Source organism: Kitasatospora sp. NPDC058218, from assembly GCF_042882445.1.
GTDB lineage: Bacteria > Actinomycetota > Actinomycetes > Streptomycetales > Streptomycetaceae > Kitasatospora.
Window position 1 is genome coordinate 1 of record NZ_JBHVWC010000122.1, and the last position, 13,184, is coordinate 13,184.

14 protein-coding genes are annotated in these 13,184 nt (G+C 72.9%); 9 read left to right on the plus strand and 5 right to left on the minus strand.

Annotated elements, in window-relative coordinates:
* Positions 1–298: 298 nt before the first annotated feature.
* Positions 299–1,522, plus strand: a complete 1,224-nt coding sequence (locus tag ACFVYI_RS41490) for a beta-ketoacyl-[acyl-carrier-protein] synthase family protein (RefSeq protein WP_387895127.1) — start codon at positions 299–301, stop codon at positions 1,520–1,522.
* A gap of 94 nt (positions 1,523–1,616) precedes the next feature.
* Entirely contained in the window at positions 1,617–2,102 is a 486-nt protein-coding gene (locus tag ACFVYI_RS41495) for a GNAT family N-acetyltransferase (RefSeq protein WP_387895129.1), read from the plus strand.
* Between the two features lie 76 nt (positions 2,103–2,178).
* On the opposite strand, the gene ACFVYI_RS41500 is transcribed toward ACFVYI_RS41495, so the two are convergent.
* Positions 2,179–2,796, minus strand: a complete 618-nt coding sequence (locus ACFVYI_RS41500; RefSeq protein WP_387895131.1) for a hypothetical protein — start codon at positions 2,794–2,796, stop codon at positions 2,179–2,181.
* A gap of 176 nt (positions 2,797–2,972) precedes the next feature.
* Complete coding sequence (locus ACFVYI_RS41505) at positions 2,973–3,587, minus strand: NAD(P)H-dependent oxidoreductase (protein ID WP_387895132.1); 615 nt, start codon at positions 3,585–3,587, stop codon at positions 2,973–2,975.
* Between the two features lie 84 nt (positions 3,588–3,671).
* Here ACFVYI_RS41505 and ACFVYI_RS41510 point away from each other — a divergent pair, with 84 nt between their 5' ends.
* The 3 genes from ACFVYI_RS41510 (at position 3,672) to ACFVYI_RS41520 (ending at position 5,977) form a co-directional block, all read left to right on the plus strand.
* Entirely contained in the window at positions 3,672–4,325 is a 654-nt protein-coding gene (locus ACFVYI_RS41510) for a class I SAM-dependent DNA methyltransferase (RefSeq protein WP_387895134.1), read from the plus strand.
* A gap of 199 nt (positions 4,326–4,524) precedes the next feature.
* Positions 4,525–5,019: a peptidylprolyl isomerase gene (locus ACFVYI_RS41515; protein WP_387895135.1), complete on the plus strand. Its 495-nt coding sequence runs from the start codon at positions 4,525–4,527 to the stop codon at positions 5,017–5,019.
* Positions 5,020–5,167: 148 nt separating this feature from the next.
* The gene (locus ACFVYI_RS41520) at positions 5,168–5,977 is read left to right on the plus strand and encodes an arylamine N-acetyltransferase (RefSeq protein ID WP_387895137.1); all 810 of its coding nucleotides are present in this window, start codon (positions 5,168–5,170) and stop codon (positions 5,975–5,977) included.
* 43 nt (positions 5,978–6,020) lie between these two features.
* Here the strand turns inward: ACFVYI_RS41520 and ACFVYI_RS41525 are convergent, their stop codons facing one another.
* On the minus strand, positions 6,021–6,476 hold the full coding sequence (locus tag ACFVYI_RS41525) for a hypothetical protein (protein WP_387895139.1): 456 nt from the start codon (positions 6,474–6,476) through the stop codon (positions 6,021–6,023).
* Positions 6,477–6,525: 49 nt separating this feature from the next.
* Positions 6,526–7,899 carry an LCP family protein gene (locus tag ACFVYI_RS41530; protein ID WP_387895141.1) on the minus strand — a complete coding sequence of 458 codons (1,374 nt, stop codon included), beginning with the start codon at positions 7,897–7,899 and terminating at the stop codon, positions 6,526–6,528.
* A gap of 296 nt (positions 7,900–8,195) precedes the next feature.
* On the opposite strand from ACFVYI_RS41530, the gene ACFVYI_RS41535 reads away from it, so the two are divergent.
* The 4 genes from ACFVYI_RS41535 (at position 8,196) to ACFVYI_RS41550 (ending at position 12,645) form a co-directional block, all read left to right on the plus strand.
* Positions 8,196–8,273: a putative leader peptide gene (locus ACFVYI_RS41535; protein WP_359810240.1), complete on the plus strand. Its 78-nt coding sequence runs from the start codon at positions 8,196–8,198 to the stop codon at positions 8,271–8,273.
* A 116-nt stretch (positions 8,274–8,389) separates the two neighbouring features.
* Positions 8,390–8,944, plus strand: coding sequence for an NADPH-dependent FMN reductase (gene ssuE, locus ACFVYI_RS41540; protein ID WP_387895143.1), 555 nt, complete (start codon positions 8,390–8,392; stop codon positions 8,942–8,944).
* A 384-nt stretch (positions 8,945–9,328) separates the two neighbouring features.
* Positions 9,329–10,060: an ABC transporter ATP-binding protein gene (locus ACFVYI_RS41545; RefSeq protein ID WP_387895147.1), complete on the plus strand. Its 732-nt coding sequence runs from the start codon at positions 9,329–9,331 to the stop codon at positions 10,058–10,060.
* 14 nt (positions 10,061–10,074) lie between these two features.
* Positions 10,075–12,645, plus strand: a complete 2,571-nt coding sequence (locus ACFVYI_RS41550) for an ABC transporter permease (protein WP_387895144.1) — start codon at positions 10,075–10,077, stop codon at positions 12,643–12,645.
* 90 nt (positions 12,646–12,735) lie between these two features.
* Here the strand turns inward: ACFVYI_RS41550 and ACFVYI_RS41555 are convergent.
* A partial coding sequence (locus ACFVYI_RS41555; protein ID WP_387895145.1) for a LytR C-terminal domain-containing protein occupies positions 12,736–13,184 on the minus strand: 449 nt, incomplete at its 5' end.

Consider the following 13,184-nt stretch of genomic DNA (forward strand, 5'->3'; position numbering starts at 1 on the left):
ATCTACGAGGGCACCAACCAGGTCCAGCGCATCGTGATGGCCCGCAACCTGCCGTAGCGGGCACCGGCGGGGCACCCCCGGGCACCCCGCCGCACGTCCCGCCCGAGGCGTCGGCATGGACGCCTGGCCTGTTGTGAAAACTTCACAAAGACTGCATGGTCGAATCGGTTGCGTTGCGCATCTGAATGATCATCAGTGCCCTGGCAAAGTGGCAGATGGGCCCACAGCTCCCCGCACTCACCCGTGCGGGGAGTTGTGCGTCTCTGACAATCTCCACGACAAGCAGGGGGTTCGGCCGATGAGTCATGACAACGACCGCGTGGTGGTCACCGGGCTCGGCGCGACGACGCCGCTCGGCGGGGACGTCGCCTCGACCTGGGCCGGGATGTTGGCCGGGCGGTCCGGCATCCGGGCGATCGAGGACGAGTGGGCGGCCGGACTGCCGGTGCGGATCGCCGGGCGGCTGAAGGTCGAGCCCTCCGAGGTGCTGGACCGGGTGCTGGCCCGGCGGATGGACCGCTGCGAACAGGTGGCGCTGATCGCCGCCCGGGAGGCCTGGGCCGACGCGGGCAGGCCCGAGGTGGATCCGGAGCGGTTGGCCGTGGTGATCGGAACCGGTACCGGCGGGGCGCTCACCATGCTCGGGCAGGACGACGTGCTGGAGGCCTCCGGCGTGCGGAAGGTCTCCCCGCACACCGTGCCGATGCTGATGGCGAACGGCCCGGCGGCCTGGGTGAGCATCGAGCTGGGCGCGCGGGCCGGTGCGCACACCCCGGTGAGCGCCTGCGCGTCCGGCGCGGAGGCGATCGCGATGGGCCTGGACCTCATCCGGCTCGGCCGGGCGGACGTGGTGGTCGCGGGCGGCGCCGAGGCCTGCATCTGCCCGCTTCCGCTGGCCGGGTTCGCCCAGGCCAGGGCCCACTCCACCCGCAACGACGAGCCCGAGCTGGCCTCCCGTCCGTTCGACGTCGGCCGGGACGGCTTCGTGATCGGAGAGGGCTCGGTGGTGGTCGTCCTGGAGCGGGCCGGCTTCGCCGCGGCCCGGGCGGCCCGGGCGCACGCCACGCTCGCCGGGGCGGCGGTCACCTCGGACGCGCACCACATCACCGCGGCCGCGGCCGAGGGCCAGGTCCGCGCGATGCGCCGGGCGGTGGCCGAGGCGGGCCTGGTCCCGGGCGACATCTCCCACGTCCACGCCCACGCCACCTCGACCCCGTCGGGCGATCTGGTCGAGGCCGAGTCGGTGGCCGAGGCGATCGGGCTCCACCCGGCCGTCACCGCGACCAAGTCGATGACCGGCCACCTCTTCGGCGCGGCCGGCGCGATCGGTGCCCTGGCCGCCGTCCTCGCCCTGCGCGACGGCGTCGTCCCGGCCACCCGGAACCTCGACACCCTGGACCCGGCCGTGAAGCTGGACGTGGTGACCGGCGCCCCGCGCCGGGGTACGCTGACCGCCGCGCTCACCAACTCCTTCGGCTTCGGCGGGCACAACGCGACGCTGGTCTTCACCCCGGCGCCCTGAGGCCCGACACCGGGCCCGGTGGATAGGTGCGCCCGGCACCGGGCCGGCGAAACCCGCGCGACCGGCGCGGCCGTCGGTGGTTAGGGTCGGCGGCATGTCTACGTCATCACCGGCCCTGAGGCTGGAACCGGTCACCCCCGCCACCGTCGACGCCGCACTCGCGCTGAAGGTGCGGCCGGACCAGGACCGGCTGGTCTCCCCGGTGGTCAAGTCACTGGCCGAGGCGTACGTCCACGGCGAGCAGGCCTGGCCCCGGCTGGTCTTCGACGGTGACCGGCTGGTCGGGTTCGTGATGGCCTTCTTCGACTTCACCTTCTACCCCGACCGGCCGGGCGACCTGCCGCGCTCCGGTCTCTGGCGCCTCAACATCGCCGCCGACGCCCAGGGCGGCGGCTACGGACGCTTCGCGGTCGAGCAGGTCTGCGCCGAGATCCGCCGCCGTGGCGGCCGCCGGGCGACGGTCACCTACGTGCCGGGCGACGACGGCCCGGCCGGCTTCTACGCCCGGCTCGGGTTCCGCCCCACCGGCGAGTTCAGCGGCGACCAGGAGGTGGCGGAGCTCGAACTGCCGCAGGCCTGACGCCCCCCCCGGGGGGTGGGCGAGTGGAGCAGGAAGTCGGCCCGGCCGACTTCCCGCTCCCGCGCTGTGCGGGGTCTCAGCCGAGCAGGAGGTACTTGGTGGACGGGACGCCCTGCGTGTAGCTGCAGTCCGTGTTCTGGGTGGTCGTGCTGTACGTGAAGCCGGAGGGCACGGTGCAGGCCCAGAGGCCGTTGGCCGGCGTGCGGAGGTGGAAGGTCGTGGCCTGGACGCCGGGCTGCAGACTGCACGCGCTCGTGTAGGTGATGCGGTCGTAGGTGAACGCGGGGGTGCCCATGCAGGCGGTGAGGCCGTCGACCGGCGTCCGCAGGTGGTAGGCGTTGGAGGACACGCCGGGCTGCTGGCTGCAGGCGCTGCCCCAGGTGATGGCGTCGTAGACGAAGCCGGGTGCGCTGGTACACGCGGTCAGCCCGTCGGCGGGGGTCCGCAGGTGGAACTGCGGCGCGTTCCAACTGCCGGAGCTGCAGGTCCGGTTCATGGACACCTGGTCGTAGACGTACCCGGCGGGGACGGTGCAGGCCCAGGTGCCGTCCAGCCCGTTGAGGGCGGTGGTGGTGGTGGTCGCGGCGCCGGCGCCGGTCGCGGTGACGACGCCGGACAGCAGCAGAGCCACCGCCGCGAGGGCGGCCAGGAGCAGGCGGACGGGGCCGGAGCGGGCGGTGCGTGCGGCGGACATGGGTCTCCCCGGAGTGGTCGGTGACATGGATCGCACGGTGGTGCGGGCGTGCGTTCGCGCCCGCTGCCGCCGCCGGTTCTAGCACGGGCGGCCGGGCCGCCACCCGGTACGGCGCCGCGGTCGGTCGCGGTGACGACCGCCGTCCACTCCCGCCCGTGCCGAACCTCCGCCCCGTCTCAGCCGATCAGCGCCGCCGCCTCCTGCCGCGCCTGGCGCAGCCACTGCGCGCGGACGGCGTCGGCCGAGTCCGTCACCGTACGGAAGACGATCCGCCGCACGTCCGTCACCCCGACGTACGGCAGCACGCAGGCGGCCCAGATCCGTTCCAGCGGATCGCCGAACTCGTCCCGCTCGCGCTCCTGCGGGGTGTCGGAGGTGTTCAGCACCAGCGCCCGCCCCGCGCGGAGCAGCCCGGCCGGCTCGCCGTCGGCCGTACCGAGCTTGTACGCCACGCCGGGTACGAGCACCCGCTGCACCCACCCGGTCAGGACGGCCGGCGGCATGCCCCACCAGTTGGGGTGGACCAGGACGAGTGCGTCCAGCGTGGCCACCTCCGCCCGGTGCAGCGCCAGTCGGGCGTCGCCCGTACCGTCCGCGGCGGCGACGGTGCCGGTCTCCTCGGCGGTCAGCACGGGCGGGAACCCCTCCGCGCACAGATCGTGCGCGAGCACCTCGCAGCCGCGTCCGCGCAGCTCGTCCACGACGGCCTCGAACACCGCGTGGTTGAAGCTGCCCGGCCGCGGGTGCGCCAGATAGACGCCGATCCGCTTCGTGTCCGTCGGTGCGCTCATGTCCCGTTCCCCCCTCGTCGGTTGCTACGGGGGCGATGCTAGGTCCTGCCCCGCGCGGCCCGGCCGGGGGTAGGGTGCGGGGGCATGAGCGAGCCGGACTTCCTGACCTCCGCCCGGGCGTTCTACGACGCCGTCGCCGAGGACTACGCCGACCACTTCCGCGACGTGCTGGCCGCCAGGCCGCTGGACCGCGCGATGCTGGCGGCGTTCGCCGAGCTGGTGCGGGCGGACTTCCCGGGCGAGGGGCCGGTCGTCGAACTGGGCTCCGGCCCAGGGTGGGTGGCCGCGTACCTGCACGGCCTCGGTCTGGACGTCTCCGGCATCGACCTCTCGCCGCGGATGGTCGAGCTGGCCCGCCGGACGTATCCGGGCCTGCGCTTCACGGAGGGCTCGCTGCTCGAACTCCCGCTGGCCGACGGCGGGCTGGCCGGTGCCGTCGCCTGGTACTCGATCATCCACACCCCGCAGGAGCGGCTGCCGGAGGTCTTCGCCGAGTTCCACCGGGTGCTCGCCCCCGGCGGGCACCTGCTGCTGGCCTTCCAGGTCGGCGACCGGCCGCTCAGGGTGGAGCAGCCGTACGGGCACCCGGTGGCGCTGGACTTCCGGCGCGGGCAGCCGGACCGGATCGCCGAGCTGGCGGCCGGGGCCGGTCTGGAGGTCACCACCCGCCTGGTCCGCGAACCGGAGGGCGAGGAGAAGACCCGGCAGGCCTGCCTGCTGGCCCGCAGGCCCGCCTGAGGCAGGCCGCGGCACTCGTTCGTCCGCTCCCGTTCGTCCGCGCCCCGGCTCGTTCGCCCACGCCCGTTCGCCCGCGCCGGCCGGGCGCGGAACACCGCGGGCCGCACGGATCCGAGCACGGCGCACACGGGCTGTCGCACCCGGTGACCGCATATGGGGCCGTCGCGCGCGAGGGGGGGCGGCATGCCATGATCCCTGCATGGGTTCCAACGTTTATTTCGACATCACCATCAACGACGAGCCGGCCGGCCGTATCGTCTTCAAGCTGTTCGATGACATCGTTCCGAAGACCGCCAAGAACTTCCGTGAGCTGGCCACGGGCGAGCACGGCTTCGGTTTCAAGGGTTCTTCGTTCCACCGCGTCATCCCGGGCTTCATGCTGCAGGGCGGCGACTTCACCCGCGGTGACGGCACCGGCGGCAAGAGCATTTACGGCGAGAAGTTCGCGGACGAGAACTTCACGCTCAAGCACACCAAGCCGGGCCAGCTTTCGATGGCCAACGCGGGCAAGAACACCAACGGCTCGCAGTTCTTCATCACCACGATCGTGACCGACTGGCTGGACGGCAAGCACGTCGTCTTCGGCGAGGTCGTCGAGAACCTCGACCTCGTGTCGAAGATCGAGTCCTACGGCTCGCAGAGCGGCCGCACCTCGGCGAAGATCACCATCGCCGACTCGGGCATCGTGGCCTGAAGCCCGATCCCCTGACGGGCCGAGGAGCAGGAAGTCGGCCCGGCCGACTTCCTGCACCCCAGGCCCCGACCGCGCGCCGCCCGGCCGGTCGCACGTCCCGCGCCCTACGTCCAACGGCCGATGGCCCGACGCCCGCCGACGCGCTGGAATGAGCGGTGTGGATCATCCTCCGGCCCTCGACGGCCTCACCGACACCCAGGTGGACGCCTACCTGGCCCGGATCGGCGTGCCGCGCCCCGACCGGCCCTCGCCGGCGGCCCTGGCCGAGCTGCACCGCGCGCACCTGGGCACCGTGCCGTTCGAGACGCTGAGCATCGGGTTCGGGGAGCCCGTCCTCCTCGCCACCGGCGCGCTGTTCGAGAAGCTCGTCACCCGCCGCCGCGGTGGCTTCTGCTACGAACTCAACGGCCTCTTCGCCGAGCTGCTGCGCGCCCTCGGCTACCGGGTGGAGCTGCTCGGCGCCCGGGTCTTCGACGGCGACCGGACCGGCCCGCCGTTCGACCACCTCGCCCTGCGGGTGGACCTGGACGGGCCGTGGCTGGCCGATGTCGGCTTCGGCCGGTTCAGCCACCTCCCGCTGCGGCTGGACGAGCGCGGCCCGCAGCGCGACCCCGGCGGCGGGTTCACCCTGGTGCCGCACGGCGACGACGAACTCGACGTGCTGATGGACGGCCGGCCGGAGTACCGGCTCGGCCTGCGCCCCCACCGGCTGGCCGACTTCGTGCCGACCTGCTGGTGGCAGACCACCTCGCCCGACTCGCACTTCACCCGCTCGTCGACCTGCTCGCGGCTCACCGCGGACGGCGGCCGGATCACCCTCGGCGGCGCCCGGCTGATCCGCACCGGCCCCGACGGCGCGCGCACCGAGGACCTCCTCGACGAGGCCGACGCACTGGCCGCCTACCGCGAGCACTTCGGCATCACCCTCGACCGGCTGCCCCCGCTCCCGGCCGCCTGAGCGGCGCCGGCCACCGGGCGGTCAGGCACCGGCCACGGGGCGGTCAGGCGGCGGGCACCCAGGAGCCCTCCCGCAGCCCCACCTTGCGGGCCGGGGCGCCGGCCCAGATCTCACCGGGCCCGGTGGACCGGGTGAGGACGGCGTTGGCGCCCACGACGGTGCCCGCGCCGACGGTCAGCACGCCCTCCTTGCAGACCACCTTGGCGCCCGCGCAGAGCACCGCGCCGTCCTCCACCACCACCCGCCGCATGGCGCTGAGCTCCTGCGGCACCCACGGGTCGGCCCGCCCGATCGTCACGCCGTTGTAGAGCGTCACGTCCGCGCCGAGCGTCGTGTACGGGTGCAGCACGGTGCCGAAGCCGCGGTGGAACACCGTCAGCCCCGGCCCGATCTCGGCCGCCGCGGGCACCTCCATCCCGTAGACGGCGAGCGCCTCCTGGACCAGGCGGCCCAGGAGGCGGTGACGACGGCGGTAGATCAGCGCGGTGACGAGAGACATCCACCCATTGTGTCCGCAGCGTCACACGGCGTCACGCAGCGGTGGGGTGTCACTTCAGGTCCGGTACGGCGGTGTCGTTCTTGAAGGCGTCGAAGACCTGCTTGGCCTTGGCGGTGTCCCACTTGACCGCCGATTCACCGGTGTTGGTCCGGAAGTCCGGGTTGGCGATCGGGACGGTGATGCTCTTGCCGCCGCCGCCGTTGACGTCCTTCATGGCGAGGAACAGCGAGCCGAGGTCGGTCAGGCCGGCGTCCTCGTCCACGATCAGGGTGCCGAGGCCGGAGTCCACCAGCGGGTAGAAGGTGAACGGGTTCAGCACGGTGGCGGGGGAGGCGGCCTGCTTGGCCAGGGCGCCGAGGAACTTCTGCTGGTTGCGCATCCGGCCGAGGTCCTGGTCGGCCATCTGGTGGCGCTGGCGGACGAAGGCGAGGGCCTGGGTGCCGGTCAGGGTCTGGCAGCCGGCCTTGAGGTCGAGGCCGGAGTCCTTGTCCTTGACGTCCTGGTCGATGCACATGTCCACGCCGCCGACCGAGTCGACGATGCCGACGAAGCCGGCGAAGCCGATCTCGGCGTAGTGGTCGATGCGCAGGCCGGTGTTGAGCTCGACGGTCTGCGCGAGCAGCTTGCCGCCGCCCGACGCGAAGGCCGAGTTGATCTTCGAGGTGGTCGCCTTGACGGTCTTCCCGTTCTCACCGGCGTGCTCGGGGATCGGCACCCAGGAGTCGCGGGGGATGCTCATCAGGGTGTTCCCGCCGTCCCCGACGTGCAGGATCATCATCGAGTCGCTGCGCTTGCCGCCCGCGTGGCCGGTGTGCAGGTCCTCCTCCTGGGAGTCGGACAGGCCGTTGCGGCTGTCGGAGCCGACGATCAGCCAGTTGGTGCCCTTCCCGGCGGCGGGACGGCCGGGGTAGTCGGCGAGCACGTTCTCGTGGTTCAGCTTGGAGTCGGCCCAGAACCAGGTGGAGACGGCGGTGACCATCATGACGATCAGGAGGCCGAACACCGACCACTTGACGATCCGGCGCCGGGGCCAGCGCGAGGGGCGGGCGGCGGGCGGCCGACTGTCGCCCGGGGTTATCGGTCCGCCGGGTCCGCCGGGTCCGCCGGGGCCGCCGGGCACCCCCGGGCCCTGTGCGGGCACGCCGGGCCGGGCGTCCGGCTGCCCGTACGGCTGGGGCTGCCCGGGCGGCTGCGGCTGCCCGTAGCCCTGGGCCGGGCCGTAGCCGGGCGGCTGCGCCCGGTCCCGGGCCGGCGGCTGCGTCTGGCCGTACTCCTGCGGCTGTCGCGGCGCCGGAGCCCCCGGGCCGCGGGGGTTCAGCGAAGCCGGCAGCGGCGGCTCGGCCGCCGCGCCACCACCGCCGCGCCCGTATGCGCCGCCGCCGTTGCCGCCGCCGCCCGGGCGGCCCTCCTGCCACGTGTTCATGTGGGAGAGGATGCCCGACGCCGGGTGCGGTGACTCCCCCCGGGGCCCCCGCCAGGGCCCTTGTAGCAGTTTTGATGCACGTGCCGGATCGTTCCGCCGCAAGTTCTCGCGAGGGCTCACGGACGGGTACGCGGACGGGGACACGGAGGGTCGCGAAGCGGTCGCGGACGGCGCCGGGGAGGGCCCCGCGCCCCGCCCCGTCCGCCCGGGGCCCGTCTCACCATCCGTCTCACCCTGTGTTCACCAGCCGGAACGATCCTTGACCGGTTCGAACACTGCGTGTTTGCATGACTGCCATGGATCAGCGATGGACCCTCACGCGTCGGCGGCACGTCGACCTTCAGCGTGTGTCCTGTTCGCTCTGTCGTGGCTGACGCGCGCCCGTCGAACCCCTTCCTCTCCGCACACCCCTTCCCAGCGTTTCCCGCCGCCCGCGCGGCGTGCTCTCCGCTGTCGTAGCGCGTCCCGCTACCTGCCCCGAGGTGAACCCATGGCCACCGTCCTGTCCGTTTCCGGCTCCCCGTCCGCGACCTCCCGCACCACCCGCCTGCTGCGCCACGTCGACGCGCAGCTCGAAGCCCGCGGTCACCACGTCGTCCCGTTCGAGGTGCGGAGCCTGCCCGCGCACGCCCTGCTCTCGGCGGACTTCTCCCACCCGGAGATAGTCGCGGCGCTGGAGCTGTTCGCCCGGGCGGACGGCGTCGTGATCGGCACCCCGGTCTACAAGGCGGCCTACTCGGGCCTGCTGAAGACCCTGCTGGACGTGCTGCCGCAGTACGCGCTGACCGGCAAGGCCGTCCTGCCGCTGGCCACCGGCGGCTCGACCGCGCACGTGCTCGCGGTCGACTACGCGCTGCGCCCGGTGCTCAGCTCGATGGGCGCCGGCCACATCACCCAGGGGTGGTTCGTGCTCGACCGCCACATCACCGTCCGGGAGGACGGCGCGACCGTGATCGAGCGCGAGACGGACGTGCTGCTGACGCCCGTGGTCGAGGCCTTCGCGACGGCGCTGGAGCGGCTCGCGACACCGGCCCTCACCGGCTGACCGACCGTCAGGAGTCGTCCCGTACGGGCCGACCCTGAGGAGGGCGGCGGCGACCCCTAGGGGGAGGGGTGCCACGCCCCGTACAACTACGGTTGGGCGGCTTCATACCGGCGGATGACGAGCGGTTCGCTCGCCGCTCCTAACGTGGATCACATCCCCGCTCGTGCGGATCAGGACCCGAGGTTCCGGCGAACCGGGGTCCTGGGCGCACCTGGTGGGTGGGGCTGACACCCGGTCGAGGACTCCCTCCTGCACCCTTTCGCGGGCCAGGCGGGGACGACGAGGCTGGGGTCAACGGGTGGGCCCACTTCTGAGGAGAATCCAGTGACGACGGCAGCAGCAGCCGTGTACGACCCCCAGCTTCCCGGCGGCGCCGCCGCCGCCGTGGCAGCCTCGGCGCGTCAGGTGACCAAGGCCTACGGCACGGGCGAGACCAGGGTCACCGCGCTCGACGCGGTGGACGTCGACATCCAGCGGGGCCGGTTCACCGCGATCATGGGCCCCTCGGGTTCCGGCAAGTCGACCCTGATGCACTGCCTGGCCGGACTGGACACCGTCACCGAGGGACGGATCTGGATCGGTGACACCGAGATCACCGGCCTGAAGGACAAGCAGCTCACCAGGCTGCGCCGGGACAAGATCGGCTTCATCTTCCAGGCGTTCAACCTGCTCCCGACGCTGAACGCGCTGGAGAACATCACGCTCCCGATGGACATCGCCGGCCGCAAGCCGGACGCCGCCTGGCTGGACCAGGTCGTCGAGACCGTAGGCCTGGCGGGCCGCCTCAAGCACCGGCCGACGCAGCTCTCCGGCGGCCAGCAGCAGCGCGTCGCGGTGGCCCGGGCGCTGGCCGCCCGTCCCGAGATCATCTTCGGCGACGAGCCCACCGGGAACCTCGACTCCCGGGCCGGCGCCGAGGTCCTGACCTTCCTGCGCCGCTCGGTGGACGAACTGGGCCAGACCATCGTCATGGTGACCCACGACCCGGTCGCCGCCGGCTACGCGGACCGCGTGCTCTTCCTCGCCGACGGCGTCATCGTCGACGAGATGCACGCCCCGACCGCCGACTCCGTCCTCGAACGCATGCGCCGTTTCGACGGCAAGCGCACCAGCTGAGCGGGGATCGGGACATGCTGCTCAAGACCTCACTGAGGACCTTCTTCGCCCACAAGGGGCGGATGGTGCTCTCACTGCTCGCGATCGTCCTCTCGGTCGCGTTCGTATCCGGCACGCTGGTGTTCTCCAACACCGCCACCAGCACCTTCGACCGCCTCTTCGCCTCCACCGCCTCCGACATCTCCGTCCAGCCCGCCAAGAACGACGTCGAGGGCGACGACGGCGCGCCCCGGGGCAAGGTGGAGACCGTCCCGGTCGAGACCGTGCAGAAGGTCGCCGCCACGCCGGGCGTGAAGACCGCGGTCGGCCAGGTGTTCTCGCAGGACGCCATCCTGGTGGACCCGGTCACCAACAAGGCGATCGGCCCGACCAGCGGCGCGCCCACCCTGACGGGCAACTGGACGGACACCCCGCGCAACTCGGTGGAGATCACCTCGGGGCACACCCCGCAGGGCGGCGACCAGGTCGTGCTCGACGCGGACACCGCCAAGAAGGCCGGTCTCGGCCTGGGCGGCAAGCTCCGGGTGATAGCCGGCAGCGGCAAGTACGACTTCACCATCGCCGGTATCGCGACCTTCAAGACCACCAACCCGGGTGCGGCACTCGCCTTCGTGGACACCCCCACCGCCCAGCGGGTGCTGCTCGGCACCACCGCCTACACCTCGGTCGAGGCCTTCGGTGACGGCAGCCGCTCCGACGAGCAGCTGAAGGCCGACGCGCTCGGCGCGCTGGGCGCCGGCTACCAGGTGAAGACCGCGGCGCAGCAGAAGGAGGAGAACAACAAGGACGTCGGCTCCTTCCTGGGCTTCATGAAGAACGCGATGCTCGGCTTCGCCCTGATCTCCGCCCTGGTCGGCGGCTTCCTGATCATCAACACCTTCTCCATGCTGGTCGCCCAGCGCACCCGGGAGATCGGGCTGCTGCGCGCCATCGGCGGCAGCCGCAAGCAGGTGAACCGCTCGGTGCTGATCGAGGCGCTGATCCTGGCCGTGCTCGGCTCGACCATCGGGCTCGGCGCGGGCCTGGGCCTGGCGGCCGGCCTGATCCAGCTGATGAAGGCCGTCGGCATGAACCTCAGCGCCGCCGACCTCCAGATCACCGCGGACGTGCCGATCGCCGGGTACGGCCTCGGCATCGTGGTGACTCTGGTGGCGGCCTGGTTCCCGGCCCGCCGGGCCGCCCGGATCGCCCCGATGGCGGCCCTGCGCGACCACGGCACCCCGGCCGAAGGCCGCTCCAACGTCGTGCGAACGGTGATCGGCCTGGCGCTGACCGCCGGCGGCGCCGGCCTGCTGGCCCTGGCGGCCGGGGCCGAGAAGGCGGCCACCGGCGGGCAGTACCTGGGCCTGGGAGTGCTGCTCACCCTGATCGGCTTCGTCGTCCTCGGCCCGCTGCTGGCCACCAGCGTGGTCCGGGTGCTCGGCGCGGTGCTGCCGGCCCTGTTCGGCCCGTCGGGCCGGCTCGCCCAGCGCAACGCGATGCGCAACCCGCGTCGGACGGGTGCCACGGCCGGCGCACTGATGATCGGCCTGGCGCTCGTGATCGGGGCCTCGGTCTTCACCTCCTCGGTGATCAAGTCCACCAACGAGCAGATCGACAAGTCGGTCGGCGCGGACTACATCATCTCCGGTGGCCGCACCGGTCTCACCGCCGAGATGGTGAAGGCGGCCGAGAACACGCCGGGCATCGAGCACATCACCCGCCAGCAGTTCGTGCCGGCGGTCTTCACCACCCCGGACGGCAAGGCGACCACGGAGGGCGTCTCGGCGGTCTCGCCGACCTTCACCGCCGACTTCAGGCTGCCGGTCAAGTCCGGCAGCGCCGATTCGCTCGGCCAGGGCGCGATCGTGGTCGGGGAGACCTTCGCCCAGGACCACAACCTCAAGATCGGCGACCGGATCGGCGTCGACTACGGCAAGGGCCGCACCCAGACCCTGCCGGTCGGTGTGATCATGACCAAGGGCAACTCGCTCTTCGACGGCAACTACTTCATCGGCCTGGACACCCTCGGCAAGGCCGTCCCGGTCGCCGACCAGGGCAATGACGCGGTCGTCTTCGGCAAGGCCAGGGCCGGCTCGGACGTCGCCGGGACGCTCGCCGCACTGGAGGCCTCCTTCAAGGAGTACCCGCAGGTCAACGTGCGGGACCAGGCCGGCTACAAGGACCTCGTCCAGGCGCAGGTCAACTCCCTGCTCTACATCATCTACGGCATGCTCGGCCTCGCGATCGTGGTCGCGGTGCTCGGCGTCGTCAACACCCTGGCGCTCTCGGTGGTGGAGCGGACCCGCGAGATCGGCCTGCTGCGGGCGATCGGGCTCTCCCGCCGCCAGCTGCGCCGGATGATCCGGCTGGAGTCCGTGGTGATCGCCCTGTTCGGCGCGATCCTCGGCACCGGTCTCGGCCTGGCCTGGGGCATCACCGGTCAGCAGGTCCTCAGGGACCAGGGCCTGGCCACGCTGTCCGTCCCGACCGGCACGATCGTCGCCACGCTGGTCGCCTCGGTGGTCATCGGCCTGGTCGCGGCGCTCGTCCCGGCCTTCCGGGCCGGCCGGATGAACGTCCTCGCGGCGATCGCGACGGACTGACCCCCGGATCGGGGGATCGGGGGACGGCGGGGGCCGGGTGCGCGACAGCGCCCCGGCCCCTGTGGCACGTCCGCCCGGCCCCGGCGGGGCCTACGGGCAGATGATGTCCGACGCCTTGTCGGCCGCCACCGGGGCCGACGGAGCGGTCGGGGCGGGCGTCGTCGCGGCGGGTACCGGAGGCGGGGGCAGCGGCGGGGCGGCGGCCGCCGACGGGCCCGGACCGGTCGGGGCCGGGTAGTCCCCGCCCGCGTACAGCTGGAGGGTGGGACCCAGCCCGGGGACGGCGGCCGACTCGGCGCCCGGCAGCGCGGCGGCCAGCGTCCGGGCCGACTCGGCCCAGCGCGGGTCGTAGCGGATCACCGTCCGGCCGGCCGCCGTCCCCATCGGGGCGTTGGACGGCGAGCCGGTGGTCGCGAAGCCCGCCCGCCGCAGGTCGCCGTCGACCCGGGCGCCGAGCCCGGGGAGCCCGGCCGCGTTGAACACCTGGACGTGCACCTGCTCGGGCGCGACGGCCGCGCCGGCCGCCGGCGCCACGGCGG